This is a genomic window from Streptomyces sp. NPDC048258 (assembly GCF_043201995.1).
In the GTDB taxonomy this organism is placed as follows: Bacteria; Actinomycetota; Actinomycetes; order Streptomycetales; family Streptomycetaceae; genus Streptomyces.
Map to the genome: position 1 here is coordinate 1 of NZ_JBICZH010000033.1, position 22,226 is coordinate 22,226.

General features: G+C 73.5%; 21 protein-coding genes. 10 read left to right on the forward strand and 11 right to left on the reverse strand.

Features of this window, described 5'->3' with window-relative positions; all coding sequences use genetic code 11:
* Nucleotides 1–313 precede the first annotated feature (313 nt).
* Together ACGFYQ_RS38680 and ACGFYQ_RS38685 are read left to right on the forward strand one after the other, a co-directional pair.
* The gene (locus ACGFYQ_RS38680; protein WP_393751527.1) at nucleotides 314–1,447 is read left to right on the forward strand and encodes a hypothetical protein; all 1,134 of its coding nucleotides are present in this window, start codon (nucleotides 314–316) and stop codon (nucleotides 1,445–1,447) included.
* Between the two features lie 85 nt (nucleotides 1,448–1,532).
* Entirely contained in the window at nucleotides 1,533–2,624 is a 1,092-nt protein-coding gene (locus ACGFYQ_RS38685) for a phosphotransferase family protein (RefSeq protein ID WP_393751529.1), read from the forward strand.
* Nucleotides 2,625–2,730: 106 nt separating this feature from the next.
* Here ACGFYQ_RS38685 and ACGFYQ_RS38690 read toward each other — a convergent pair whose 3' ends face one another.
* Nucleotides 2,731–3,180, reverse strand: coding sequence for a hypothetical protein (locus ACGFYQ_RS38690; protein ID WP_393751531.1), 450 nt, complete (start codon nucleotides 3,178–3,180; stop codon nucleotides 2,731–2,733).
* A 217-nt stretch (nucleotides 3,181–3,397) separates the two neighbouring features.
* On the opposite strand from ACGFYQ_RS38690, the gene ACGFYQ_RS38695 reads away from it, so the two are divergent.
* The 4 genes from ACGFYQ_RS38695 (at nucleotide 3,398) to fxsA (ending at nucleotide 7,320) form a co-directional block, all read left to right on the forward strand.
* The gene (locus tag ACGFYQ_RS38695) at nucleotides 3,398–3,838 is read left to right on the forward strand and encodes an Lrp/AsnC family transcriptional regulator (protein ID WP_030011705.1); all 441 of its coding nucleotides are present in this window, start codon (nucleotides 3,398–3,400) and stop codon (nucleotides 3,836–3,838) included.
* A gap of 58 nt (nucleotides 3,839–3,896) precedes the next feature.
* On the forward strand, nucleotides 3,897–5,525 hold the full coding sequence (locus ACGFYQ_RS38700; RefSeq protein WP_393751533.1) for an amidohydrolase: 1,629 nt from the start codon (nucleotides 3,897–3,899) through the stop codon (nucleotides 5,523–5,525).
* A 327-nt stretch (nucleotides 5,526–5,852) separates the two neighbouring features.
* A complete protein-coding gene (locus ACGFYQ_RS38705; RefSeq protein WP_393751535.1) occupies nucleotides 5,853–6,659 on the forward strand; it encodes a polyprenol monophosphomannose synthase in 807 nt (268 codons plus the stop codon).
* A 79-nt stretch (nucleotides 6,660–6,738) separates the two neighbouring features.
* The gene (fxsA, locus tag ACGFYQ_RS38710; RefSeq protein ID WP_393751537.1) at nucleotides 6,739–7,320 is read left to right on the forward strand and encodes an FxsA family membrane protein; all 582 of its coding nucleotides are present in this window, start codon (nucleotides 6,739–6,741) and stop codon (nucleotides 7,318–7,320) included.
* Nucleotides 7,321–7,442: 122 nt separating this feature from the next.
* On the opposite strand, the gene ACGFYQ_RS38715 is transcribed toward fxsA, so the two are convergent.
* From ACGFYQ_RS38715 to ACGFYQ_RS38725, 3 genes are all read right to left on the reverse strand, one after another.
* Nucleotides 7,443–7,817, reverse strand: a complete 375-nt coding sequence (locus ACGFYQ_RS38715) for an RNA polymerase-binding protein RbpA (protein WP_007262928.1) — start codon at nucleotides 7,815–7,817, stop codon at nucleotides 7,443–7,445.
* Nucleotides 7,818–8,130: 313 nt separating this feature from the next.
* The gene (locus ACGFYQ_RS38720) at nucleotides 8,131–9,513 is read right to left on the reverse strand and encodes an MFS transporter (protein WP_393751539.1); all 1,383 of its coding nucleotides are present in this window, start codon (nucleotides 9,511–9,513) and stop codon (nucleotides 8,131–8,133) included.
* A 68-nt stretch (nucleotides 9,514–9,581) separates the two neighbouring features.
* Nucleotides 9,582–10,352, reverse strand: a complete 771-nt coding sequence (locus ACGFYQ_RS38725) for a glycerophosphodiester phosphodiesterase (RefSeq protein WP_393751541.1) — start codon at nucleotides 10,350–10,352, stop codon at nucleotides 9,582–9,584.
* Between the two features lie 177 nt (nucleotides 10,353–10,529).
* Between ACGFYQ_RS38725 and ACGFYQ_RS38730 the strand changes: the two genes are divergently transcribed.
* Complete coding sequence (locus ACGFYQ_RS38730; protein ID WP_393751543.1) at nucleotides 10,530–12,032, forward strand: PLP-dependent aminotransferase family protein; 1,503 nt, start codon at nucleotides 10,530–10,532, stop codon at nucleotides 12,030–12,032.
* Nucleotides 12,033–12,100: 68 nt separating this feature from the next.
* Here the strand turns inward: ACGFYQ_RS38730 and ACGFYQ_RS38735 are convergent, their stop codons facing one another.
* A complete protein-coding gene (locus ACGFYQ_RS38735; protein ID WP_393751545.1) occupies nucleotides 12,101–13,669 on the reverse strand; it encodes a hypothetical protein in 1,569 nt (522 codons plus the stop codon).
* Between the two features lie 69 nt (nucleotides 13,670–13,738).
* Nucleotides 13,739–13,933, reverse strand: a complete 195-nt coding sequence (locus ACGFYQ_RS38740; protein ID WP_030031218.1) for a hypothetical protein — start codon at nucleotides 13,931–13,933, stop codon at nucleotides 13,739–13,741.
* Between the two features lie 296 nt (nucleotides 13,934–14,229).
* Here ACGFYQ_RS38740 and ACGFYQ_RS38745 point away from each other — a divergent pair, with 296 nt between their 5' ends.
* Both ACGFYQ_RS38745 and ACGFYQ_RS38750 read left to right on the forward strand, forming a co-directional pair.
* Complete coding sequence (locus ACGFYQ_RS38745) at nucleotides 14,230–14,652, forward strand: ankyrin repeat domain-containing protein (RefSeq protein ID WP_393751547.1); 423 nt, start codon at nucleotides 14,230–14,232, stop codon at nucleotides 14,650–14,652.
* Between the two features lie 338 nt (nucleotides 14,653–14,990).
* Nucleotides 14,991–16,388: a HEAT repeat domain-containing protein gene (locus ACGFYQ_RS38750; protein ID WP_393751549.1), complete on the forward strand. Its 1,398-nt coding sequence runs from the start codon at nucleotides 14,991–14,993 to the stop codon at nucleotides 16,386–16,388.
* Nucleotides 16,389–16,493: 105 nt separating this feature from the next.
* Here the strand turns inward: ACGFYQ_RS38750 and ACGFYQ_RS38755 are convergent, their stop codons facing one another.
* From ACGFYQ_RS38755 to ACGFYQ_RS38775, 5 genes are all read right to left on the reverse strand, one after another.
* Complete coding sequence (locus ACGFYQ_RS38755) at nucleotides 16,494–17,153, reverse strand: hypothetical protein (RefSeq protein ID WP_393751551.1); 660 nt, start codon at nucleotides 17,151–17,153, stop codon at nucleotides 16,494–16,496.
* Nucleotides 17,150–17,722, reverse strand: a complete 573-nt coding sequence (locus ACGFYQ_RS38760; RefSeq protein WP_393751553.1) for an RNA polymerase sigma factor — start codon at nucleotides 17,720–17,722, stop codon at nucleotides 17,150–17,152. The genes ACGFYQ_RS38755 and ACGFYQ_RS38760 overlap by 4 nt, the downstream gene beginning before the upstream one ends.
* Nucleotides 17,723–17,795: 73 nt before the next feature.
* Nucleotides 17,796–18,662, reverse strand: a complete 867-nt coding sequence (locus tag ACGFYQ_RS38765; RefSeq protein WP_393751555.1) for a biotin-dependent carboxyltransferase family protein — start codon at nucleotides 18,660–18,662, stop codon at nucleotides 17,796–17,798.
* Nucleotides 18,659–19,276 carry an allophanate hydrolase subunit 1 gene (locus tag ACGFYQ_RS38770; protein ID WP_393751557.1) on the reverse strand — a complete coding sequence of 206 codons (618 nt, stop codon included), beginning with the start codon at nucleotides 19,274–19,276 and terminating at the stop codon, nucleotides 18,659–18,661. Before ACGFYQ_RS38770 ends, ACGFYQ_RS38765 begins: the two co-directional genes overlap by 4 nt.
* A complete protein-coding gene (locus ACGFYQ_RS38775) occupies nucleotides 19,273–20,040 on the reverse strand; it encodes a LamB/YcsF family protein (RefSeq protein WP_393751593.1) in 768 nt (255 codons plus the stop codon). The genes ACGFYQ_RS38770 and ACGFYQ_RS38775 overlap by 4 nt, the downstream gene beginning before the upstream one ends.
* A gap of 115 nt (nucleotides 20,041–20,155) precedes the next feature.
* Here ACGFYQ_RS38775 and ACGFYQ_RS38780 point away from each other — a divergent pair, with 115 nt between their 5' ends.
* Nucleotides 20,156–21,661, forward strand: coding sequence for a hypothetical protein (locus ACGFYQ_RS38780; RefSeq protein WP_393751559.1), 1,506 nt, complete (start codon nucleotides 20,156–20,158; stop codon nucleotides 21,659–21,661).
* Nucleotides 21,662–22,226: the final 565 nt, after the last annotated feature.

Here is a 22,226-nt window from a genome sequence, read left to right on the forward strand (position 1 = left end):
TCCCGACCATCCGAAGCCACCGGCCAGCGTCCCTGATGCCGCCCGGCTGAAGTCCCGCCCCCCGAAGCCCCCGCCGCGCGAAGCGATCCCGCCCGCCCGGCTCCAGGCTCCCCGGCTCCGGGCTCCCGTCCCCCGAAGCTCCCGTCCCCCGAAGCCCCCCCGACACCCCCTGCCACCCTGTCAGTTCGTGCCAGACCTCTGGCCCCGGGCTCGGTTTCTGACGTACCGTCACATCCGTACGCGCACCCACTCTCCGTCCCCTCGTCCTGCTCCTCGTCCCCGTCCCCCCACCCCCCCGTCCCGGAGGTCCGCCATGTCCGCCGACCGGCCCATCGGTCTCGACGAGTACCCCGTCCACCAGGCGCCCCTGTCGATGAAGCACCTCGTCAGCGGTGACCGCAACGCCTACGACCGCTGCATCTTCCACGTCTTCGACCACGCCGGCCGCGCCGTTCTCATCCTCGGCCTCGGGGTCTACCCCAATGCCGGGGTCATCGACGCCTACGCCACCCTCCGCGTCGGCGACGAACTGCTCGCCGTCCGGGCCTCCGACGCCCTCACCGACGACCGGATGAACCTCTCCGTCGGCCCGCTCAGCATCACCGTCGACGTCCCGCTCAAACAGCTCACCCTGCGCTGCGCGCCCGACCCCGACGACCCGGACGGGCTCTCGTACGACGTCACCTGGACCGCCGAGTTCCCCGCCGTCTGGGAGCCCCACCACTTCCAGCGCCGCGGCGACCGGCTCATGCTGGAGGGGTGCCGCTTCGTCCAGGCCGGCCACGTCACGGGCACCATCCGCGCCAAGGGCGAGGAGCACACCCTCACCCCGCACGAATGGACCGGTACCCGCGACCGCAGTTGGGGTGTGCGGCCGATCCCCGGTGAGGACGGCGGCCGGGCCGCCGAGGAGTACCGCCCCGAGGGCTTCCACTGGCTCTGGGTCCCGGTCCGCTTCGAGGACCGCTTCCTCATGGTCATCGCCCAGGAGGACGCCGACGGTCACCGCACCCTGAGCGAGGCCCTCCAGGTCTTCCCCGAGGACAACGGCCGCCACGACGTCCAACTCGGCTGGCCGCACACCGAGATCCGCTACCGGCCCGGCACCCGGCACCCCGAGAGCGCCGTCGTCCACCTCACCGACCCGGCCCGCAAGCCCCTCGAACTCGGCGTGGAGATCCTGAACTCCTCCCCGCTCGCCGTCGGCGCCGGCTACCCGCCCGCGTCCGACTGGCAGCACGGCACCTGGCAGGGCCGCGGCTGGACCGACCGCCGCGTCTACGACCTCTCCGACCCCGCCGCCCACCCCATGGCCTCCTTCGGCGTCACCGACCACTCGGCCCGCTTCACCCTCGACGGGCAGATCGGCCACGGAATCTTCGAGCACGGCAGCTTCGGCCGCCACGACCCGAGCGGCTTCGCCGACTACTCCTCCGTCGCCCCGTAGGAAGCCGCCCGGCCGAGCCGCCCAGCAGGAAGCGCCCGGCAAGAAGTCGCCCAGTAGGAACCGCCCAGCAGGAAAAGGGGTATTCATGGCCACCGCTCCACGTCCGCGCACCTCCACCCGGGAGCCCGAAGAGCTCGGCCGGCGCCTCGCCGCCTGGCTGGACACCAGGCTCCCCGGCGCGAAGGTCACCAACGTCTCCGTTCCCGGCTCGAACGGGATGTCCAGCGAGACCCTGCTCTTCGACATAGAGCACCCCGACACCCCGCTCCGCGCCTGCGCGCTGCGGCTCGCCGCCGACCCGGCCGCCTACAGTGTCTTCCCGACGTACGACATGCCGCGCCAGCACCGCGTGATGAGTCTGGTCGCCGAGCACACGGACCTGCCCGTCCCGCGCGTGCAGTGGCTGGAGGAGGACCCCGAGCCGCTCGGAGCGCCGTTCTTCGTGATGGCCCGAGCCGAAGGGCGGGTCCCGCCGGACGTCATGCCCTACACCTACGAGGGCAACTGGCTGCACGCCGCGACCCACGCCGAGCGTGCCGCGCTCCAGGAGGCGAGCATCTCCCTGCTGGCCCGCCTGCACGACCAGTTCCCGTGCGGGGAGGCCGAGTTCCTGCTCCCGAAGGGCGAGGGCAGCCCGTTGCGCCGCCACGTCGACGCCCAACGCGCCTACTACTCCTGGGTGGTGGGCGGGCTCGCCCCGTCCCCGCTCATCGAGCGGGCGTTCGCCCGCCTGAAGGATCTGTGGCCGCGGGACGAGGGCCCGGCCGTCCTCAACTGGGGCGACGCCCGCATCGGCAACGTCGTCTACGACGGCTTCACGCCGGTCGCCGTCCTGGACTGGGAGATGGCGGCATACGCCCCGCGCGAGGTGGACCTCGGCTGGACCGTCTACCTCCACCGGTTCTTCCAGGACCTCACCGTCGGCTTCGGCCAGCCCGGCTTGCCGGACTTCCTGCGCCGCGAGGACCTGGAGCGGCGGTACGCCGAACTCACCGGCCACACCCCGCGGGACATGGAGTTCCACACCCTGTACGCGGCTCTGCGGCACGGGATCGTGATGCTGCGCATCGCCTACCGGCAGGCGTACTTCGGCGAGGTCGAGGTCCCCGCGGATCCGGACAGCCTGATCCTGCACCATGCCAGCCTGGCCGCCATGGTGCAGGGAACATACTGGTAGAAGGCGTACGGGTAGAAGGCGTACGGGTAGAGGCGTACGGGTAGAGGCGTACGGGTAGAGGCGTACGAGTAGAGGCGTACCGGCAGACCGCCCGGCGGAAGCCGGGTCAGGCCGCCTGCGCGTGCTGGTGCCGCGTCTGCGGCGGCACGGGGCTCACGACGCGGACAGGGCGCGAGCCCGGACCGCCGACGTGCGAGAAGGGCTGAGTCCGCCAGTCGAGCCCCTGCGGCAGGCTCAGGAGCACCACGGGCTCCAGCTCCTGCGCCTCCACCGGCTGGATCATGCCGACGGTGGGCAGCGCGTCACTGGCGGGGCGCCCGGTGCCCGCGCACACCGTGAGACCGAAGGGGTTCCACGGGGACAGGCAGAGCGCGTGCTGCGGCAGGTACTCCTCGTCGGCGACGAGAGCGATCGACTGGCCGCAGTCGGGGCAGACCGCGTGGTGGATCTCGAAGCCCTCGCTGTCGTCGAGGTATTCGAGATGGTCACCGTCCTCGGAATCGAGAAGTTCCAGGGGCTCCGGTTCGGTGCGACCGGCGCGCGTGGTGTTCAACATGGATGTACTCCCCCTTGGGTGGGCCGGGCGGGCTGGTTCTTCGGCCTCGGCCAAAGCAAGCACTTCCCGTCGCGCGGCACGAGTAACCACAACAGCCCCGCGTACGCCTGCATACCCTTGTGGCCTTGGTCACATGCCCGGCGCAGATGCCTCCAGTGGGCGGACAGCACTGTGCCTGGGATGCCGTTGGGCCTTAGGTTGAGCGGCTATGAGCGCAATGGAGGAGCTGGACCGCCAGATCGTGGATCTGCTCGTGCGGGACGGGCGGATGAGCTACACGGATCTGGGCAAGGCCACCGGACTGTCCACGTCGGCGGTCCATCAGCGAGTACGCCGGCTGGAACAGCGCGGTGTGATCCGGGGTTACGCGGCCGTGGTCGACCCCGAGGCCGTCGGCCTGCCGCTGACGGCCTTCATCTCGGTCAAGCCGTTCGACCCGAGCGCCCCGGACGACATCGCCGACCGGCTGGCCGGCGTGCCCGAGATCGAGGCCTGCCACAGCGTCGCGGGCGACGAGAACTACATCCTCAAGGTCCGCGTCGCGACGCCCCTGGAGCTGGAAGACCTGCTGGGCCGCCTGCGCGCCCTCGCGCACGTCTCGACGCGCACCACGGTGGTCCTCTCCACCCCGTACGAGGCCCGACCGCCCCGCGTGTAGCCGCGTCGGAGGGACCCGGCGGTCGGGCGGCCCGGGCGGACGCGGGAGACTGGTCCCCATGACTGACCGCACCGCCAACTCCGCCGACGCCGCCGGAGCACCGACAAGGACCGTCCTCCTGCGCGGAGGCGAGGTACACAGCCCCGCGGACCCCTTCGCCACCGCGATGGTGGTCGAGCGCGGCCACGTCGCCTGGGTCGGCTCCGAAGGCGCGGCCGACGCCTTCGCGCAGGGCGTCGACGAGGTCGTCGACCTCGGCGGGGCGCTCGTCACGCCCGCCTTCACCGACGCGCACGTCCACACCACCTCCGCCGGCCTCGCCCTCACCGGGCTGGACCTCTCCGGAGCCCGCTCCCTGTCCGCTGCGCTGGACCTCGTACGCGATTACGCCGCGAGCCGTCCGGCCGACCGGGTGCTCCTCGGGCACGGCTGGGACGCCGCGCGCTGGTCCGAGCGCCGGGCCCCGCGCCGCGCCGAGCTCGACCGGGCCGCCGGCGGCCGCCCGCTCTACCTCAGCCGCATCGACGTGCACTCGGCCGTCGTCACCACCGCGCTGCTGGACCTCGTCCCGGGCGTGACCCAGGACGGCGACGAGCCGCTGACCCGCGACGCCCACCACGCCGTCCGCGCCGCCGCCCTGGCCGCGGTCACCCCCGCCCAGCGCGCCGAGGCCCAGCGGGCCGCCCTGGACCGGGCCGCCTCGCTCGGGATCGGCTCCGTACACGAGTGCGGCGGGCCCGGCATCTCCTCCGCCGAGGACTTCACGGACCTGCTGGCCCTGGCGGGGGAGCGGCCCGGGCCGCGCGTCTTCGGGTACTGGGCCGACCGGGACCTCGACCAGGCCGAGGCGCTCGGAGCCGTGGGGGCCGCGGGCGATCTGTTCGTCGACGGCGCCCTCGGCTCGCACACCGCCTGCTTGCACGCCCCCTACGCCGACGCCGCGCACACCGGCACCGGCTACCTGGACGCCCGCGCCGTCGCGGAGCACGTCGCCGCCTGCACCGAGGCCGGGCTCCAGGCCGGTTTCCACGCCATCGGCGACGCGGCGCTCACCGCCGTCGTGGACGGGGTCCGCGCGGCCGCCGAGAAGGTGGGCCTGGCGCGGGTCCGCGCCGCCCGGCACCGGGTCGAGCACGCCGAGATGATGACCCCCGCCACCATCGCCGCCTTCGCGGAGCTGGGCCTGACCGCGTCCGTGCAGCCCGCCTTCGACGCGGCCTGGGGCGGCGAGGACGGCATGTACGCCGACCGGCTCGGCGCCGAGCGGGCCCGCACCCTGAACCCGTACGCGGCCATGCTCAAGGCCGGTGTCCCGCTGGCCTTCGGCTCGGACGCGCCCGTGACCCCGCTCGACCCGTGGGGCACCGTCCGCGCGGCCGCCTTCCACCGGACCCCCGAGCACCGCATCTCCGTCCGGGCCGCCTTCACCGCGCACACCCGGGGCGGCTGGCGGGCGCTCGGCCGCGACGACGCGGGCGTCCTGATCCCCGGCGCCCCGGCCGACTACGCGGTCTGGCAGACCTCCGAACTGGTCGTCCAGGCCCCCGACGACCGGGTCGCCCGCTGGTCCACGGACCCCCGCTCCGGCACCCCCGGGCTGCCCGACCTGACCCCCGGCGCCGAGCTGCCGGTGTGCCTGGCCACCGTGGTCGGCGGGCGGGAGGTATTCGTACGCCCACAGGGGTGATCCGGTGTGCCTCGGTTCGGTGCGGGCGCCAGGACCCGGATAGGTTCGGCCGGGTCCACCACAGGACGTCCGTGCCGGACGGATCCGTCTGCTCACCGCGCCCGCGCCTCGGGGGCGACGGAAGGTTTCGCCGGTGGGGGCACCCCCCGTAGCCGGGGGACGGTGGCCCCGGGGTCGGGGCCCGGCGGTCCAGTAGACAACGGTCACGGCGGCCCGCAGCCAGCGGGAGTCCGACCGGCCCGAAGGACCGCAGGCCCCGACCACTGTTCTAAAGTCATCCTCTGCGACCAGACGTACAGGACGTGCAAGAGCACAAAAGGGGACTCAGTGAGCGACGGCGGACAGCGGACCTACGGACCGCTCGGTACGGCCTTGGTGATCATTCCGACCTACAACGAGGCGGAGAACATCGGGCTGATCGTCGGCCGCGTCCGCGCGGCGGTCCCCGAGGCCCACATCCTGGTCGCGGACGACAACAGCCCCGACGGCACCGGCAAGCTCGCCGACGAGCTGGCGGCCGGCGACGACCACGTGCACGTCCTGCACCGCAAGGGCAAGGAGGGGCTCGGCGCCGCCTACCTGGCGGGCTTCGTCTGGGCCCTGGAAGCGGGCTACGGAGTGATCGTCGAGATGGACGCCGACGGCTCCCACCAGCCGGAGGAACTGCCCCGCCTGCTCACCGCGCTGGCCGGCGCCGACCTGGTCCTGGGCTCCCGCTGGGTGCCGGGCGGCCGCGTCGTGAACTGGCCCAAGAGCCGCGAGATCCTCTCGCGCGGAGGCTCGACGTACTCCCGGCTGATGCTGAACGTCCCGATCCGCGACGTGACCGGCGGCTACCGGGCCTTCCGCCGCGAGACCCTGGAGGGCCTGGGCCTGGACGAGGTGGCCTCCGCGGGCTACTGCTTCCAGGTCGACCTGGCCCGCAGGGCCGTGCAGAAGGGCTTCCGGGTGGTGGAGGTTCCGATCACCTTCGTCGAGCGTGAGTTCGGCGACAGCAAGATGAGCAAGGACATCGTGGTGGAGGCCCTGTGGCGGGTCACCCAGTGGGGCCTCAAGGCCCAGGCGGCCAAGCTGCTCCCGGGCAAGGACACGGGCAGGGCCGCAGACAAGGGCAAGGGCGAGGGCCGGGCCTGACCGGCGGGCAGGGCCCCTAGGGGTTGTCCGGTACCTCCGGCTGAGGCCGCTTTTACGCGGGCCCAGGCACACTGGGAGCATGACGACCGGCGTTCCCACATCGACGGCCCCCCGGCGGCGCTCACCCGCCCGTACGTTCCTCCCCCTGGCGATCGCCGCCTGGCTGATCCTGGAGATCTGGCTGCTCGGCCTGGTCGCCGGCGCGGCCGGCGGGCTGACCGTCGCCGCGCTGCTCGCGGGCGGGATGATCCTGGGCGTGGTGGTCATCAAGCGGGCCGGGCGACGTGCCTTCAAGAACCTCGCGGACACCTTCCAGCAGGCCCAGCAGGGCCGGCAGCCGACCCCGCAGCAGCCCGGCCAGGGCAACGGCCTCACCATGCTGGCGGGCCTGCTCCTGATCATGCCCGGCCTGCTCTCCGACGTGGCGGGCCTGCTCTGTCTGCTCCCGCCGGTCCGGGCGTGGATCGGCCGCCGCGCGGCCCGTTCGCTGGAGCGCAAGATGGCCTCGGCTCCCGCCGGAACCTTCGGCGACGCCTTCCAGCAGGCCCGTATCCGCTACCCCGACGGCAAGATCGTCCAGGGCGAGGTCATCCGCGAGGACCGGCCGCAGCAGCCGGGCGGCCCGGGCGACACGACGTACCGCCCGCCGCTCGCCCCGTAACGGGCTCGCCGGGCTCGCGCGAACGCCCGCGACCGGCTCGCACACAAGCCGAGCACACAAGCCGAGGGGCCCCGCCACACAGTGTGGCGGGGCCCCTCGGCTTGTTCGTTTGCGTCCGGCTGTCAGGCGGACTTGCGGCTGTCCCGCGGATGCACGGCAATGTTCATGGCGCCGGAACGAAGGACCGCAAGCCTCTCGGCCAGCACTTCCTCCAGCTCCTCGCGGGTGCGCCGCTCCATGAGCATGTCCCAGTGCGTTCGCGCAGGCTTGCCCTTCTTCTCTTCGGGCCCGTCCCCGTCCACCAGGAGTGCCATGGCGCCGCACGCCTTGCACTCCCACTCCGGCGGAATTTCTGCCTCAACCGAGAACGGCATCTCAAATCGATGTCCGTTCTGGCATGCGTACTCCACCGCCTGGCGCGGGGCCAGATCGATGCCGCGGTCCGTCTCGTAGCTGGTAACCACGAGGCGCGTACCGCGGAGAGCTCGCTCACTCATGAATCGTGCCTCCCGGGCTTGTCGCCCACAGGACAGGTGTCGCTGTCGTCGTCATCCGGTCAACGTCCGGTCGGCGGTATTGATTCCCGCTCCGGGTCATGCGTCGCCCGTCGTGCCGCCCCTTGTTGTACCCACCAATGCCCGTTTTGTCACATCTGGCAGCAGATGTCACCCAACGTCCACACTTCTTAAGCGCGCAGTAACGGTCCGCCTGGCAGGCCAAAGGCGTACACTACCGGCCCTTTGCTTCAACGTCTAAATTCGTTCGGAATTCGTTCGTGGATCCGGGCCGGGCGCGCTCGCGGATCCGCTCTCAGATCCGCTCGGGTACAGGATTGCCTGCCGCCTCCACCGCGCGCCGCACCGGCACTCTGGCCAGCAGCACGAAACCCAGTGCGAAGAAGACCACCAGCGAGATGATCGCGTCCCGGTAGCTTCCCGTGACCTGGTAGGTCAGGCCGAAGACCAGGGGTCCCACCCAGCTCAGCCCGCGGTCGCTCATCTCGTACGCGGAGAAGTACTCGGCCTCCTTGCCCGCCGGCACCAGGTGCGAGAAGAGCGAGCGGGACAGCGCCTGGCTGCCGCCCAGCACCAGCCCGATCATCGCGGCGAGTGCGAAGAACCACACCGGGGTCCGGGCCGGCAGGAAGTACCCGACCGCCAGCGTCACCGCCCAGGCGGCCAGTGAGCCCAGGATCGTCCGCTTCGCGCCGTAGATCCGGGCCAGCCGCCCCATCCCCAGCGCGCCCCCCACCGCCAGGACCTGCACCAGCAGCACCGCCCCGATCAGGGTGGACTGCTCCAGCTCCAGCTCCTCCGACCCGTAGATCGAGGCCTGGGAGATCACCGTCTGCACGCCGTCGTTGTAGATCAGGTACGCGAGCAGGAACGACAGGGTCAGCGGGTAGCGCCGCATGTCCTTCAGGGTCGCGACGAGCTGCTTCCAGCCGCTGACGGCCGGTCCCGCCCCCGGCTCCCGGACCACGGTCCGGTCCCGCAGCCGGCGCAGCGGGATCAGCGCGAAGGCCCCCCACCACAAACCCGCCGAGGCCAGGCAGATCCGTACCGCCATGCCTTCGGTGAGGCCGAAGGAGTCGTGGCCCATGTAGAGCACCAGGTTCACCACGAGCATCAGGGAGCCCGCGGTGTAGCCGAAGGCCCAGCCCCGTGAGGAGACCGTGTCCCGCTCGTCGGGGGTGGAGATCTGCGGCAGGTAGGCGTTGTAGAGCACCATCGAGACGGACAGCGCGGCGTTCGCCACGATCAGCAGCAGCCCGCCCAGCAGGTAGCGCTCACCGCCCAGGAAGAACATCCCGGCCGTCGCCGCGGCGCCCGTGTACGCGGCCACCGCCAGCAGCGGCTTCTTGCGGCCGGTGCGGTCGGCGACGGCCCCCACCAGCGGCATGAGCAGCACCGCCAGGATCACCGAGGCCGAGACCGAGTAGGCGAAGAAGGAACCGGCCCGCACCGGGATGCCCAGTGGGTGCACGAAGCCCTCGGCGTCCGCGGCGGCCTTGGCCACCGAGGTCAGATAGGGCCCGAGGAACACCGTGAGCACGCTCGCCGAGTACACCGAGACGGCGAAGTCGTAGAAGTACCAGCCCCGCTGCTCGCGCTTGCGCGCGGCCGTCGCCGCGACGGCCGGTCTGCCGTCCTCGGCCCCGGATTCCGCTTCGTCTTGCGTCTGCGCACTCATGAGCGCCCCCTCGCTGGTCCCCGTGGTCGCGCGGCCGACGGGAGCCCGCGCGGGCACCCGCGCCTTTGTCAGGCCCAGGTCCCGCGCCGGTCCAGCACCGCGCGCAAGATGTCGATCCGGTCGGTCATGATGCCATCGACACCCAGGTCGAGGAGAGACTCCATACGTTCCGGTTCGTTCACGGTCCAAACGTGCACCTGGAGGCCCCGCTCGTGCGCGGTCCGCACGAAGCGCCGGTCGACCACGCGGATGCCCGCCTGGGTCTCCGGAACCTGGGCCGCCACCGCCCCCACGCGCAGCGCCGCCGGGATCGCGTACGAGCGCAGCCGCAGGCCGAGCACCCCGCGCACGCCGTACGAGGTGGCCAGCCGGGGCCCGGCGATCTTCTGTGCCCGGGCCACCCGGCTCTCGGAGAAGGAGCCCACGCAGACCCGGTCCCAGAGGCCCGCCCGCGCGATCAGGTTCACCAGCGGGTGCAGCGCCGACTCGGCCTTGATGTCGATGTTCCAGCGGGCGTCCGGGAACTCCTCCAGCAGGTCCTCGAAGAGGGCGAGGGGCTCGGTGCCGCCCACCCGGGCCTCGCGGATCCGCTTCCAGGGCAGCTCGGAGATCCGGCCCTGCCCGTCGGTGACCCGGTCCAGGGTGGAGTCGTGGAAGGCGACGAGCTTCCCGTCGGCCGTGGCGTGCACATCGGTCTCGAAATACCGGTAGCCCTCCTCGGCGGCCCGGCGGAAGGCGGCGGCGGTGTTCTCCAGTCCGTCCGCGGCCCCTCCCCGGTGTGCGAAGGGAATCGGAGCCGGGTGGTCCAGATACGGATGGCGAAGGCGTACGTGCGTCACGGCGGCAGTATCCCTCGTGCCGCCCGATGCTGCTGGTACGCCGGGTGAACGGGGGGCGATGACGCCCCCTGGTGGAGGTGGACCGGCCCGTGGCAGTCTGTGTCCGCAGACTTCAATCCAATCCCGGCCTCCGGCGCACCACGTCGAGGCCAATCCGACGAAGGTGGACCGGACGCAATGGCCGAATGGACCTCAGCGGTCGGTGCCGCACAGCTCGCGCGTCTGATCACCTCCCAGCAGGACCGCGCCGCCGTACCCGGCTCCCGCAAGCTGCCCGCGTACCGCACCCTCGCCGACGGGATCCGCCTCCTCGTCCTCGAAGGCCGCGTCCCGGTCGCCGCCCGGCTCCCCGCCGAGCGCGAGCTGGCCGTCGCCCTCTCCCTCAGCCGCACCACGGTCGCCGCCGCGTACGAGGCCCTGCGCGGGGAGGGATTCCTGGAGTCCCGCCGGGGCGCCGGCAGCTGGACCTCCGTACCGGCCGGGAACCCGCTGCCCGCCCGTGGCCTGGAGCCGCTGCCGCCCGAGTCCCTCGGCTCCATGATCGACCTCGGCTGCGCGGCCCTGCCCGCTCCCGAGCCCTGGCTCACCAAGGCCGTCCAGGGCGCGCTGGAGGAACTGCCGCCGTACGCGCACACCCACGGCGACTACCCGGCGGGCCTGCCCGCCCTGCGCCGGATGCTCGCCGACCGCTACACCGAGCAGGGCATCCCCACCATGCCCGAGCAGATCATGGTCACCACCGGCGCGATGGGCGCCATCGACGCCATCTGCAGCCTCTTCGCCGGGCGGGGGGAGCGGATCGCCGTCGAGTCCCCCTCGTACGCGAACATCCTGCAGCTGATGCGCGCGGCCGGGGTCCGCCTCGTGCCCGTCGCCATGGCCGACGGGCTGACCGGCTGGGACATGGACGTCTGGCGGCAGGTGCTGCGCGACTCCGCGCCCCGCCTCGCCTACGTCGTCGCCGACTTCCACAATCCGACCGGAGCGCTGGCCTCCGAGGAGCAGCGCCGGGCCATGGTCGAGGCCGCCCGGTCCGCGGGCACCGTGCTGGTCGCCGACGAGACCATGCTGGAACTCCAGTTGGACCCGGAGCTGGAGATGCCCCGCCCGGTCTGCTCCTTCGACCCGGCCGGCAGCACGGTCGTCACCGTGGGTTCCGCCAGCAAGGCGTTCTGGGCCGGCATGCGGATCGGCTGGGTCCGCGCGGCCCCCGACGTCATCCGGAGCCTGGTCGCCGCCCGCGCCTACGCGGACCTGGGCACGCCGGTGCTGGAACAGCTCGCCGTGAACTGGCTGATGCGGACCGGGGGCTGGCAGGAGGCCGTCGGGATCCGCCGCGACCAGGCCAGGGAGAACCGGGACGCGCTGGTCGCCGCGGTGCGGCGGGAACTGCCGGACTGGGAGTTCGAGGTCCCTCGGGGCGGTCTGACCCTGTGGGCCCGTGCGGGCGGTCTTTCGGGCTCCCGGCTGGCCGAGGTGGGGGAGCGGGTCGGCGTACGGGTTCCCTCGGGGCCCCGGTTCGGCGTGGACGGGGCCTTCGAGGGCTATGTCCGGCTGCCGTTCACCGTGGGCGGCCCGGTGGCCGACGAGGCCGCCGCCCGCCTGGCGGCGGCCGCCGCGCTGGTCAGCACGGGCGCTGGCGGCAGCGGCGCGGAGCCCCCGCGGACGTTCGTGGCGTAACGCGGCCCCGGGCCTCGTTCCGCCGGGTCACGGGAGCTCCACGCGGCCCCGGCCCTCCGTGCGGCCGGTCACGGGAGCTCCGAGGTCTTCACGGCCTGCCCCTGCAGGGCCTTGCCCAGCGCCACGTCGGCCTGGCGGTCCGGCAGGAGCTCCAGCACCGCCTGGCGGAACGCCGGGTGCGCGGCGTCGTCGTACGGGTCCGGGGTGGCGGGCACCTGGAGCCGGTGCACCGGTCCCGAGCCGAGCCGCGCGTACCCGCGTCCCGGCGGTACCTGGGCCGGCGGGGTGGTGTGCGGAGGCAGTCCCAGTACGTCGGCGATCTGCTGGATCGCGGCGGGTCCGAGGACGACCCGGGCCCGGGTGTGCTGCCAGACGGTGTCGTTCAGCAGCTCCAGGTGGTCGAACTGCTCGGCGACGACCACCGTGATGTGCGCGGCCCGTCCGTGGCGCAGCGGCACCTGGAGCTGGGCGAGGGGGTCGGGCGCGCCTTCGGCGGTCGCGAGGTGGGCCAGCACGCTCGGGCGGTCCAGCAGGATCCACAGCGGGCGCCGGGTGTCATCGGGCGAGGGGCGGCCGGCCTCGCGGGCCCGGTGGGTGGCGACGAGGCGCCGCTCGGTCTCCTGCGCGGCCCATTCGAGGGTGGACAGTGCCCCCGAGAGCCCGCATTCCACGGCCAGGACGCCGCTGCGCCCGGAGAGGCAGGAGTACTCGCCGCTGCCGCCGCCCTCGACGATCAGTACGTCGCCCCCGTGGCGCAGGGCCTGCAGGGCGATGGACCGCAGCAGGGTGGAGGTGCCGCTGCCGGGCTGGCCGACGGCCAGCAGGTGGGGCTCGGTGGAGCGGGGGCCGGTGCGCCAGATCACCGGAGGCACGTCCCGGGGCTCGTCGCCCTCCAGGACGGGCAAGGTGCGCTGGACGCTCCCGGCGTCGGTGAAGCCGAGGACGGTCTCACCGGGGGAGGTGACGAACGGCTGGGCGGCGATGCACGTCGGCAGCGCCGCCAGCACACTCAGGTCGAGCTGGTTGCCCTCCTCGTCCCAGTCGAAGAGATACTCCCGTCCGCGCCCGGACTTGGCGTGCAGCAATGCCTCGATCCGGGCCCGTGATGCGGCCTCGCCATCGGTGAAGTAGGCCGGGTAGCGGATGTGGAGCCGGGTGACGCGGCCCGCCTCGTCGAACTCGTAGCCGCTGAAGGCCTTGTCCCAGTCCCCGCCGTGGGCGAAGAGCGGACTCGGGTCCTCCGGGATGGAGAAGTACGGCACGAGGGCTTCGTAGAGGGAGCCGAGCCGTTCGGTCTCGGCATCGCTGGGCCCGGTCTTCACCGGGGTGCGGTCGCGTCCCTGCCAGGCCGCCGCCGCCATGAGGGTGATCAGGGCGAGGAGCGGTCCGTACGGGACGAGTGCGACCACGAGGACGCAGGCGGCTCCCAGGAACAGCGCGGGACCACGCTTGTCCTTGGGGGTCTCGGACCATTTGCGCCGCCCGGCCGAGGCCAGGACGCGCAGGCCGCGTCCGATGGTGAGGAGCGGATGGAGTACGTCCGTGGCGCTGTCGGCGGCCGTGCGAGCGATGTCGCGGCCCCGGGTCAGCGACGCGGTGCCGCTGCTGAGGATGCGGGGAAGTGGGCGCCGGGCCACGGGCGTCTCCTGGAGTTGTGGGTGCTCGGGTACTTCGGGTGGGGCTGGATGTCTTCGAGCGGCGGCGGCCTAGAGCTTGATCCCGCCGAGAAGGCTCGCGAGGCTGGCCGTGCTCGCCGTGATGCTGGGGGCGATGGCGGAGCCTGCGAGGAAGAAGCCGAAGAGCGAGCAGACGAACGCGTGCGTCAGCTTCATCCCGTCCTTCTTGAAGAACAGGAAGCAGATGATGCCGAGCAGGACGACGCCTGAGATGGACAGGACCATGAGAATTTCTCCTGGTGGGTGGGGACAGTCACCATCAGTTCTTCCAGGCTCACAGGAAGTATCAATGCGACAAAAGGTGCATACGGGTGAATCCAGGAGTTTTTCACTGGACCGGCTCACCTCGACTGGCGCGTCCGGCGCGAAGGGGGACAAGGGTGATCATTGCCTCGGCCCGGCCCGGACATGTGCAGGCCCGGGCGCTACCCTGACGATTCACCCGTACGGACGCAGTGCCGTGCATCCCCCTGCCCGCCCGGCCCGGGGGAACGAGCAGCGAGTGAAAGGCGGTACGAACGATGAGCGAGCACAACCCGGAAGGCTCCGGTTCCCAGGACGTCCCCGACGAGGACGTCATCGAACTGGCCACCAAGATCTTCGACCTCGCCCGTCAGGGTGAGACCGGGACGCTCACCGCGTACCTCGACGCCGGAGTCCCGGCGAACCTCACGAACGACCGCGGCGACACCCTCGTCATGCTGGCCGCCTACCACGGCCACGCCGACGCCGTCGCGGCGCTGCTGGCCCGCGGCGCGGAGGCCGACCGCGCCAACGACCGCGGCCAGACCCCGCTCGCCGGAGCCGTCTTCAAGGGCGAGGAGGCCGTCATCCGCGCCCTGCTCGCCGGCGGGGCCGACCCGAACGCCGGAACCCCCTCCGCCGTGGACACGGCGCGCATGTTCGCCAAGGCCGACCTGCTGGAACTCTTCGGAGCCAAGTAATCCGCTTTTGCCCGTGACAGGGCGGGGCCCGGCCGGTTCCGGACCTCACAGGTTGGTCACGGCGGCCGTAAATGTGGTCGCGGCGCACAAACCGCCTGGGTCATCATGGCGACGGATTCGATTCGCGAACATGACGGACGGGCAGGAGCGGGCTGGACACAACGGGTGTCCGTACCCCCTGCCGGACCGGCCGCCATGGTCGCGGAGCACCGACGAGAGTGAGAAGGCAATGGTCTACATCGAGCGGAACCTGACGGCGGACGTCCTCACATGCTGTTACGCGGCCCTGTGAATCCCGATTCCCGGTTGCGTCCCCAGCTTGATTTGAGGCCATTCCCATGTTCGAACCAGTCATAGCGCCGAGCGGCACCCTGCTCGGGCTCCTCCAGCGCGGCCGCGGCGACGGCACGCTGCACGCCCTCGCGGCACCCAGGGCGGAGGCCCTCGCGGCCCTCAACCAGTGCGTGCTCCGCGACCCGCGCCAGGACTGGCAGGTCGAGAACCGCTCCCTGTACTACGCCCGGCTGTACCTGGATCTCGACGGCCCCCTCGGCGAGATCGAGACCCACCTCTTCAGCGCCGACGACCTCGTCGACGAGGAGGACCACCGGACGGGCCTCGCCCTGTCCGTGCTGGGCCACCTGGCCTCGTACGGCCGCGACGACGCGCTCATGCTGCTGCGCCGGTACGCCGCCTCCGGAGCGAACTGGGCCTGGGCCCTCGACGAGCTCGCCCTGCGCGACGACGACGAAGGGCTGCGGTCCCTGGCCGCACCCGTCCTCGCCCGCTTCCCCGCCACGGCGGAGGGCGAGGCGCGGCTGGCCGCCGCCGTCCGCGACGCGTACGAGCCGAGGCCCTGGTGCCTGTGGGAGGAGTCACCGCGGTACGGGGAGCGCCTGCGCGCCGCCCGCCAGCAGGGCTCCTTCGACCGCTGGCAGCGTCAGCTGACGCCCAGCGGGCCCCGGCCGGGCTGGGGAGTCCAGGCCGTCTTCGACTGGGCCGCCGACGGCCTGCGCCGCGGCACGCCGCTGCACGTGCCCGCCGCCAGATGCCTGGCCGCCGTGGCGGCGCCCGAGGACCGCGCCGCCATTCTCGCGGCCGCCGCCAGCGCCTCCGGCGAGGCGGCCCGCGCCACCGCCCTGCACCACCTGGTCCTCGCCGAACCGGACAACCCGGCCGTGCTGGACCTCATCGAAGCCGCCGCCGACGAGCCCGCCGTGGCCGCCTACGAGCGCATGTGCGGCCCCGAGGCCGTCGAACGCGCCCGGCGCTGGATCCACCGGCCCGACGCCCTGGGAGCGGCTGCCGCCGCCACCCTGGCCACCCGGGGCGGAGCCGAGGACGCCGGCCTGGTCCTCGGAGCCCTGCGCTCCACCGTCCGCGGCTCCGGCCCGGACACGCGGCGACTCTTCGCCCTGGTCGACGGAGCCGGCCGCCTCGCCATCGGCTGCGCGGCCCCCGTGCTGCGCCACATCTACCGCGAGACGGCCTCGTCCCACCTGCGCGGCCGGGCCGCCCGCGCCCTGGCCAGTACGGACCCCACGTTCGCGGCGGGCTTCGCCGTCGAATGCCTGTGGGACTGCGAGGAGACCACCCGGGAGGTCGCGGCCCGGCACGCGGAGACGGCCGACGCGCGCGTGGCACCCCGGCTGCGGCGCCTGGCGGCCGACCCCGCGGAGGAAGAGGACGTCCAGTCCGCCGTACGGAGCCGGATCGCGCCGGAGTCGGCCGTGTAGCCCCGCCGGCCTCCGCTGCGACACGGACTCGGCCCGGCCCCCTGACATGAGGGGGCCGGGCCGAGTGCTGTGCCGGCGTGGTGCCACGGAGCCGGACGAACGGACCTACGGTGCCGGGGTGGGCGGGGTGGGGCCGGGGGACCCCGAGCGCGACTTCAGGAGTTCCTCCAGGCCCTCGGAGTAGTCGACCGAGCAGGACGGGACCTTGGACGTCTCGATCACGCCGAAGCCGATCCCCTTCTCACCCAGCGGGTGGTAGTCCGCCCACGTGAACGTGAGCGTGTATCCCGAGGGGACCGTCTTCGCGTTGACCTTGAGGAAGAGGCCGTCATCGCCGTGCTGCATGATCTCGGCCTCGGGGTCGGCCTGCGGACCCCGGAACCCGCCGCCCATCTCGGAGCACTGGGATCGCGGCCGCTTCGGAACCAGCACGACCTGAACCCCCAGTGCCTTCAGCCGTTCCACCAGGGACGGGATCTGGTCGTGCTCGGGCAGATCGAACCGGAGCGACCCGTCCGGATCCTTCTCGATCTCGGGTGCGTCCGAGGCCGAACGGCTCGGCGAGCCGGCGGGCAGCGAACCGTTGCGGGTGCTGCCGGTCAGGGTCATGACAGCGACCACGGAAGCCGTGGCGACGCCCACCGCGAGCGGGATGCCGTACCGCCGGGCGAAGGACCGGGCGGGGGCCGCGGGCGGGACCTCCGGGAGGCGAGCCAGGAGCGCGGCCTTCAGCCGGTCCTCGAAGCCGCTGGGCCGGGTGCTCATCGGGCTACCTCCAACTGGCGTTCGGTGACGGAGCCCGGGCCGCGCAGGGCGCGCCGGGCCCGGTGCAGGCGGACGCGGATCGTCGCCTGGGTGACGCCGAGGGCCTGCGCGGCCTCGGCCGGGGTGAGCTGGTCGAGCACGACCAGGTCGAGCGCGGCCCGCAGCGGTTCGGAGAGCGCGGCGTGGCGCTCGGCCAGGTCGCGGAAGGCCCGCTCGGCGTCGATGCGTTCCTCCAGCGCGGCGACGTCCTCCGCGTCGAGCAGCCGGCGCCCGCTCAGCCGGGCCAGGGCGCCGCTCTCGCGGGCCAGTCCCCGGGCGTGGCCCGACAGGACGTTGCGGGCAATGCCGAACAGCCAGGCGACCGGGGCTCCCCTGTGGCCCCGGTAGCCGCCGGCCGATCCCATCGCCGCGAGGAAGATGTCCGCCGTCAGGTCGGCCGCCAGGTGCGGGTCGGCGACCCGGCGGGTGACGAAGCCGAGCACGGCGTCGATGTGGTCCTCGTAGAACGCTCCGAACCCCTCGGGCGTGGTGAGATCCGGTGGTCCGGTCTCGTGTCGTGGGCTGCGCACCCGGTTCCTCCCCTGCACAGGGGGCCCGGTCGGCCCCCTCACCCAGTACTTGGCCGAAGCCCCCGCAAACGTTTCATCGGGACCGGAGGAACCTGACGGGGGTACCCGGCCGGGCCTGCGCCGCCGCGTCCAGGGCCGGGCCCGGCGGGACCACGCCCACCACCGGGTAGCCGCCCGTCACCGGGTGGTCGGCCAGGAACACCACCGGCAGGCCGTCCGGCGGGACCTGGACCGCGCCCAGGACCATGCCCTCGCTGGGCAGTTCGCCGGCCCGGCCGCGGACCAGCGGTGTTCCGGCCTCCGTGCGGAGGCCGATGCGGTTGGTCTTCGGAGACACCCGGAACACCGAACGCCACAGCCCGGCGAGCGAAGCCTCGGTGAACCAGTCCGCCCGCGGCCCGAGCCGGAGCGGGAGCAGCAGCTCCGAAGGCGCCGCGGGCAGGCCGCAGGCATCCGCCCCGGGGACCGGATCCGGCGCGGCGGGACCCACCGGCAGCAGGGTCCCGGCCGCCAGGACCGGCGGCCCCAGGTCCGACAGCAGGTCCGTCGAGCGACTGCCCAGGACCGGCGGGACGGCCAGGCCGCCCCGGACCGCGACGTAGCTGCGCAGCCCGGATTCCGCCCGGCCCACCTCCAGCTCCGCACCCGCCGCCAGCCTGACCGCGGCTCCCCAGGCCACCGGGCGGCCGGCCGCCCGTACGGAACAGGGCGCGCCCGTGACCGCCACGGTGATCGGAGCCAGGGCCCGGAGGCCGACCCCGTCGAGGGTCGTCTCCAGCGCCGCCGCGTCCGGGGCGTTGCCGAGCAGCCGGTTGGCCAGCGCGTACGCCGCCGTGTCCAGGGCCCCCGAGCGCGGGACCCCCAGGTGCGCGTAGCCCGGGCGGCCCCGGTCCTGGACCGTGGTCAGCGCTCCCGGCCGTACCACCAGCAGCCCGGTCATCGGCCCGCCTCCGTGAACCGCACCCGTACCCCCGGCGCGAACAGCGCCGCGGGCTCCCGCTCCGGGTCCCAGAGCACCGCGTCCGTGGAGCCGATCAGCTGCCAGCCGCCGGGGGAGGAGCGCGGGTACACCCCCGCGTACTCGCCGGCCAGCGCCAGCGAGCCCGCCGGGACGGCCGTACGGGGCGTGGCCCGCCGGGGGAGGTGGAAGCGCTCCGGCAGACCGGTCAGGTAGCCGAAGCCGGGGGCGAACCCGCAGAAGGCCACCCGGAACACGGTGCCGCCGACGATGCCCGGGACCTCTTCGCAGGCCACTCCCCACAGCCGGGCCACCTCCGCCAGGTCCGGCCCGTCGTACCGCACCGGGACGGTGATCAGGGGGCCCTCCGACGCAGCGAGCGGCGGCACCTCCCACCCGGCGATCCGCGCGCCCAGCCCGGCCGGGTCCCGTACGCCGTCCAGCAGCACCGTGCGCGCCGCGGGCACGAGGTCCCGTACGGCGCCCAGCTCGCCGGCGTCCCGCCGCAGCAGCAGCTCGGCATGGAGCGCGGCGACCTCGGCCGCCGAGTCGAGCTCGATCAGCAGCGCCTCGCCGCCCACCACGAGGGGCCTCACGCGAAGGCCTCCACCCGGACCCCGGCCGCGCCCAGCGCCTCCCGGACCCGGCGGGCGAGTTCCGCGGCGCCCGGGGTGTCCCCATGCAGGCACAGCGAGCGCGCGGCGACGGGGACCTGGGACCCGTCGGCCGCCGTCACCGCTCCCTCGGCGGCCATCCGTACGGCCCGCGCCACCACGGCGGCCGGGTCGTGGACGACCGACCCCGGCTCGGTGCGCGGCACCAGGGTCCCGGCGGGCGTGTAGGCGCGGTCGGCGAAGGCCTCCGGTACGGGGGCCAGCCCGGCCTCCGCCGCGGCGGAGAGGAGCAGCGATCCGGGGAGGCCGAGTACCGGCAGGCCGCCCGTGGCGCCGGCCCCGGCCGCCATCCGGACGCCCGCGACCACGGCGGCGGCCTGGCCGGCGTCGTGCACGGTGCGGTTGTAGAGCGCGCCGTGCGGTTTCACGTACGACACCCGGGAGCCGGCGGCCCGCGCGAACACCTCCAGGGCCCCGATCTGGTAGGCCACTTCATCGGCCAGCTCACCGGCCGGCACGTCCATGGAGCGCCGGCCGAAGCCCGCCAGGTCGCGGTAGGAGACCTGCGCGCCGATCCGTACGCCCCGCTCGGCCGCCAGCTCGCAGACCCGGCGCATGATGGACGGGTCCCCGGCATGGAAGCCGCACGCCACGTTCGCGCTCGTGACGACGGACAGCAGGGCCTCGTCGTCGGTCAGGGTCCACCGGCCGAAGCCTTCGCCGAGATCCGCGTTGAGGTCGATCACCGGGGTGGATGCGATCATGGAAGCCATGCGCCGAGCGTAGAGCAGGCGGCCGGGGACGATCCGGCCGAACCATGCCGTTTGGGATGTTGTCCGTGACAGCGCCTAGTCTTTGTCCGTGACTCTCCCCGCCCCGGCGAAGACCCTTCCGTCCCCGGCGCCGGGCCCGGCCGCCGACGAGGGCCTGGCCCGGCGGCTGCGCGCCCTCGCCTGCACCGCCCCGCTGCACGACCTCGACGTACGCAAAGCCAATCTGGCGGGCGAGTACGGGGTCTACGCGATGGCGGAGGTCGCGCTGGCCGCGATCGACCTCGTCACGCTCAACATGGACTTCGACACCGGCGCCGACCACGAGCAGATAGTGGCCAGGCTGCTGCCGCGCGTCGCCGCCCAGGCCCCGGGCCGCCCGGCGGCCGAGCACGAGCGCGTCGCCCGCTGGGTGCTGGAGAACCTCATCAACGTCGGCAGCGTGGACCGCGGCTTCCGCGCGATCTACGGCACCTTCGGCCCGGACGGGATCTACGTCCGCCGCGACTACGACTTCAAGCTGATCGAAGAGGTCCCCGGCTACGGCGGCGCGGTCTACCTGCGCACCACCGACGAGGCCGTCAACGTCCTGGTCGGCGCCCTCGACACCGACGTCACCAGCGCGCAGATCGCGGCCGAGGTCAAGCTGGACGTGCTGATCAGCCGGGGCCGGCTGGCGGACGCCCAGCTCGCCGCCGAACAGGCCCGCTACCGCACCGTCCAGTACGCGGAGACCCTGCGCCGCACGTTGGACGCGACGCGGCGGAACGTGCGGGCGGTGGACTGGCTCCAGGCCGTACCCGACATGATCGCGGAGGCCCTCGACCACGTCGCCGACCGCTACCGCCACGAGAACGCGATCCTGACCAACATCCGCAAGGCGCGTGACGAGGCGGAGGAGCCGGACAACAAGCGGCGCGCGGCCGAACTCGTCGACATCGTCAAAGACTGCATCCGCCGCCACACCCAGCTCCAGTCCCGGCTCCTGGACGCCGGGCCGCTCTTCCGCGCCGAGCAGGACCGCCAGGCCTTCGCCGCGCCCGCGCGGCGCTCCGGCATCGACCTGTACGGGCAGTTGGTGGCCCCGCTGCTGCCGCTGCCGCTGGAACAGGCGCGGCGGGTGACGGACGCCTTCTTCGCCTCCGGCGCGGGCCTGCGCACGCCGGTATCGGTGCGGGTGGGCGACCTGGTCGACATCCTGCTCACCCCGCCCGTGGAACGGGAGCACCTCGGCGCGGAGATGCCCGAGCCGGACCTCATCGCCACCCCGGACGACAGCCGCTTCAGCGAGGAGCAGCTCGCCGCCGCGATGGAGCTCCTCGACCTTCCGCACGACGCCCCGCGCCGGCTGTCCGGCCTCCTCGCCGAGGCCCGCCGCAGCGACCCCGACCTGCCGTACCTGGTGGCCCTGCTGGCCGTCCACGCGGCGAGCCCGGCCGTCGGCACGGCCTACCGCCAGGGCGAGGAGCGGCTGCTCTTCGCGGTGGACGACGGCACCCAGCTCGACGACCCCGAGTTCGGCGGCGCCGACCTGATCGTCGGCACCGCCCTCCTCGACGCGGCCGGCATGGCCGCGGACCGCGCGGAGGCGGCATGACCGCGCTCTCCCGGCGACGGGGCCGCGCCGCGACCGCCGCCCGGAACGGCCGTACCGCCGCCGACGCCCGCCGGCCCGTACGCGCCGCTGCCCGCCGCGATCGGGAGGCTGCCCAGCGCGACCGCGCCCGGGCCACTGCCCGGGCGGCCGCGCCTGACGCTGTACGCGCTGTACCCGCGCCCGCTGTGCCCGCGCTCGCTGTCGCCGCGTCCGCGGCGGTCGGCCGGGCCGTGTCGGCAGGCGCGCGGCGGACCGGCTCCGCATTGGTCCTGCCCCGTCCCGCGTCCGCCCGGTGCGCCCGGGTCATCGGTCGGGGCGGGTGGGCCCGGGTCACTGCCCGGGCGGCCGCGCCTGTCGCTGTGCCCGTTGCCGCTGCGCCCGCCGGCGTTGTGCCCGCTTTCGCCGCGTCCGCGGCGGTCGGCCGGGCCGTGTCGGCAGGCGCGCGGCGGACCGGCTCCGCATTGGTCCCGCCCCGTCCCGCGTCCGCCCGGTGCGCCCGGGTCATCGGTCGGGGCGGGTGGGCCCGGGTCACTGCCCGGGCGGCCGCGCCTGTCGCTGTGCCCGT

What these genes read in the sequence shown, in the direction of transcription:
- ACGFYQ_RS38680 (WP_393751527.1), top strand. Translation starts at nt 314, where the DNA reads ATGTCCGCCGACCGGCCCATCGGTCTCGACGAGTACCCCGTCCACCAG.
- ACGFYQ_RS38685 (WP_393751529.1), top strand. Translation starts at nt 1,533, where the DNA reads ATGGCCACCGCTCCACGTCCGCGCACCTCCACCCGGGAGCCCGAAGAG.
- ACGFYQ_RS38690 (WP_393751531.1), bottom strand. Translation starts at nt 3,180, where the DNA reads ATGTTGAACACCACGCGCGCCGGTCGCACCGAACCGGAGCCCCTGGAA.
- ACGFYQ_RS38695 (WP_030011705.1), top strand. Translation starts at nt 3,398, where the DNA reads ATGGAGGAGCTGGACCGCCAGATCGTGGATCTGCTCGTGCGGGACGGG.
- ACGFYQ_RS38700 (WP_393751533.1), top strand. Translation starts at nt 3,897, where the DNA reads ATGACTGACCGCACCGCCAACTCCGCCGACGCCGCCGGAGCACCGACA.
- fxsA (WP_393751537.1), top strand. Translation starts at nt 6,739, where the DNA reads ATGACGACCGGCGTTCCCACATCGACGGCCCCCCGGCGGCGCTCACCC.
- ACGFYQ_RS38715 (WP_007262928.1), bottom strand. Translation starts at nt 7,817, where the DNA reads ATGAGTGAGCGAGCTCTCCGCGGTACGCGCCTCGTGGTTACCAGCTAC.
- ACGFYQ_RS38720 (WP_393751539.1), bottom strand. Translation starts at nt 9,513, where the DNA reads ATGAGTGCGCAGACGCAAGACGAAGCGGAATCCGGGGCCGAGGACGGC.
- ACGFYQ_RS38730 (WP_393751543.1), top strand. Translation starts at nt 10,530, where the DNA reads ATGGCCGAATGGACCTCAGCGGTCGGTGCCGCACAGCTCGCGCGTCTG.
- ACGFYQ_RS38740 (WP_030031218.1), bottom strand. Translation starts at nt 13,933, where the DNA reads ATGGTCCTGTCCATCTCAGGCGTCGTCCTGCTCGGCATCATCTGCTTC.
- ACGFYQ_RS38745 (WP_393751547.1), top strand. Translation starts at nt 14,230, where the DNA reads ATGAGCGAGCACAACCCGGAAGGCTCCGGTTCCCAGGACGTCCCCGAC.
- ACGFYQ_RS38750 (WP_393751549.1), top strand. Translation starts at nt 14,991, where the DNA reads ATGTTCGAACCAGTCATAGCGCCGAGCGGCACCCTGCTCGGGCTCCTC.
- ACGFYQ_RS38755 (WP_393751551.1), bottom strand. Translation starts at nt 17,153, where the DNA reads ATGAGCACCCGGCCCAGCGGCTTCGAGGACCGGCTGAAGGCCGCGCTC.
- ACGFYQ_RS38765 (WP_393751555.1), bottom strand. Translation starts at nt 18,662, where the DNA reads ATGACCGGGCTGCTGGTGGTACGGCCGGGAGCGCTGACCACGGTCCAG.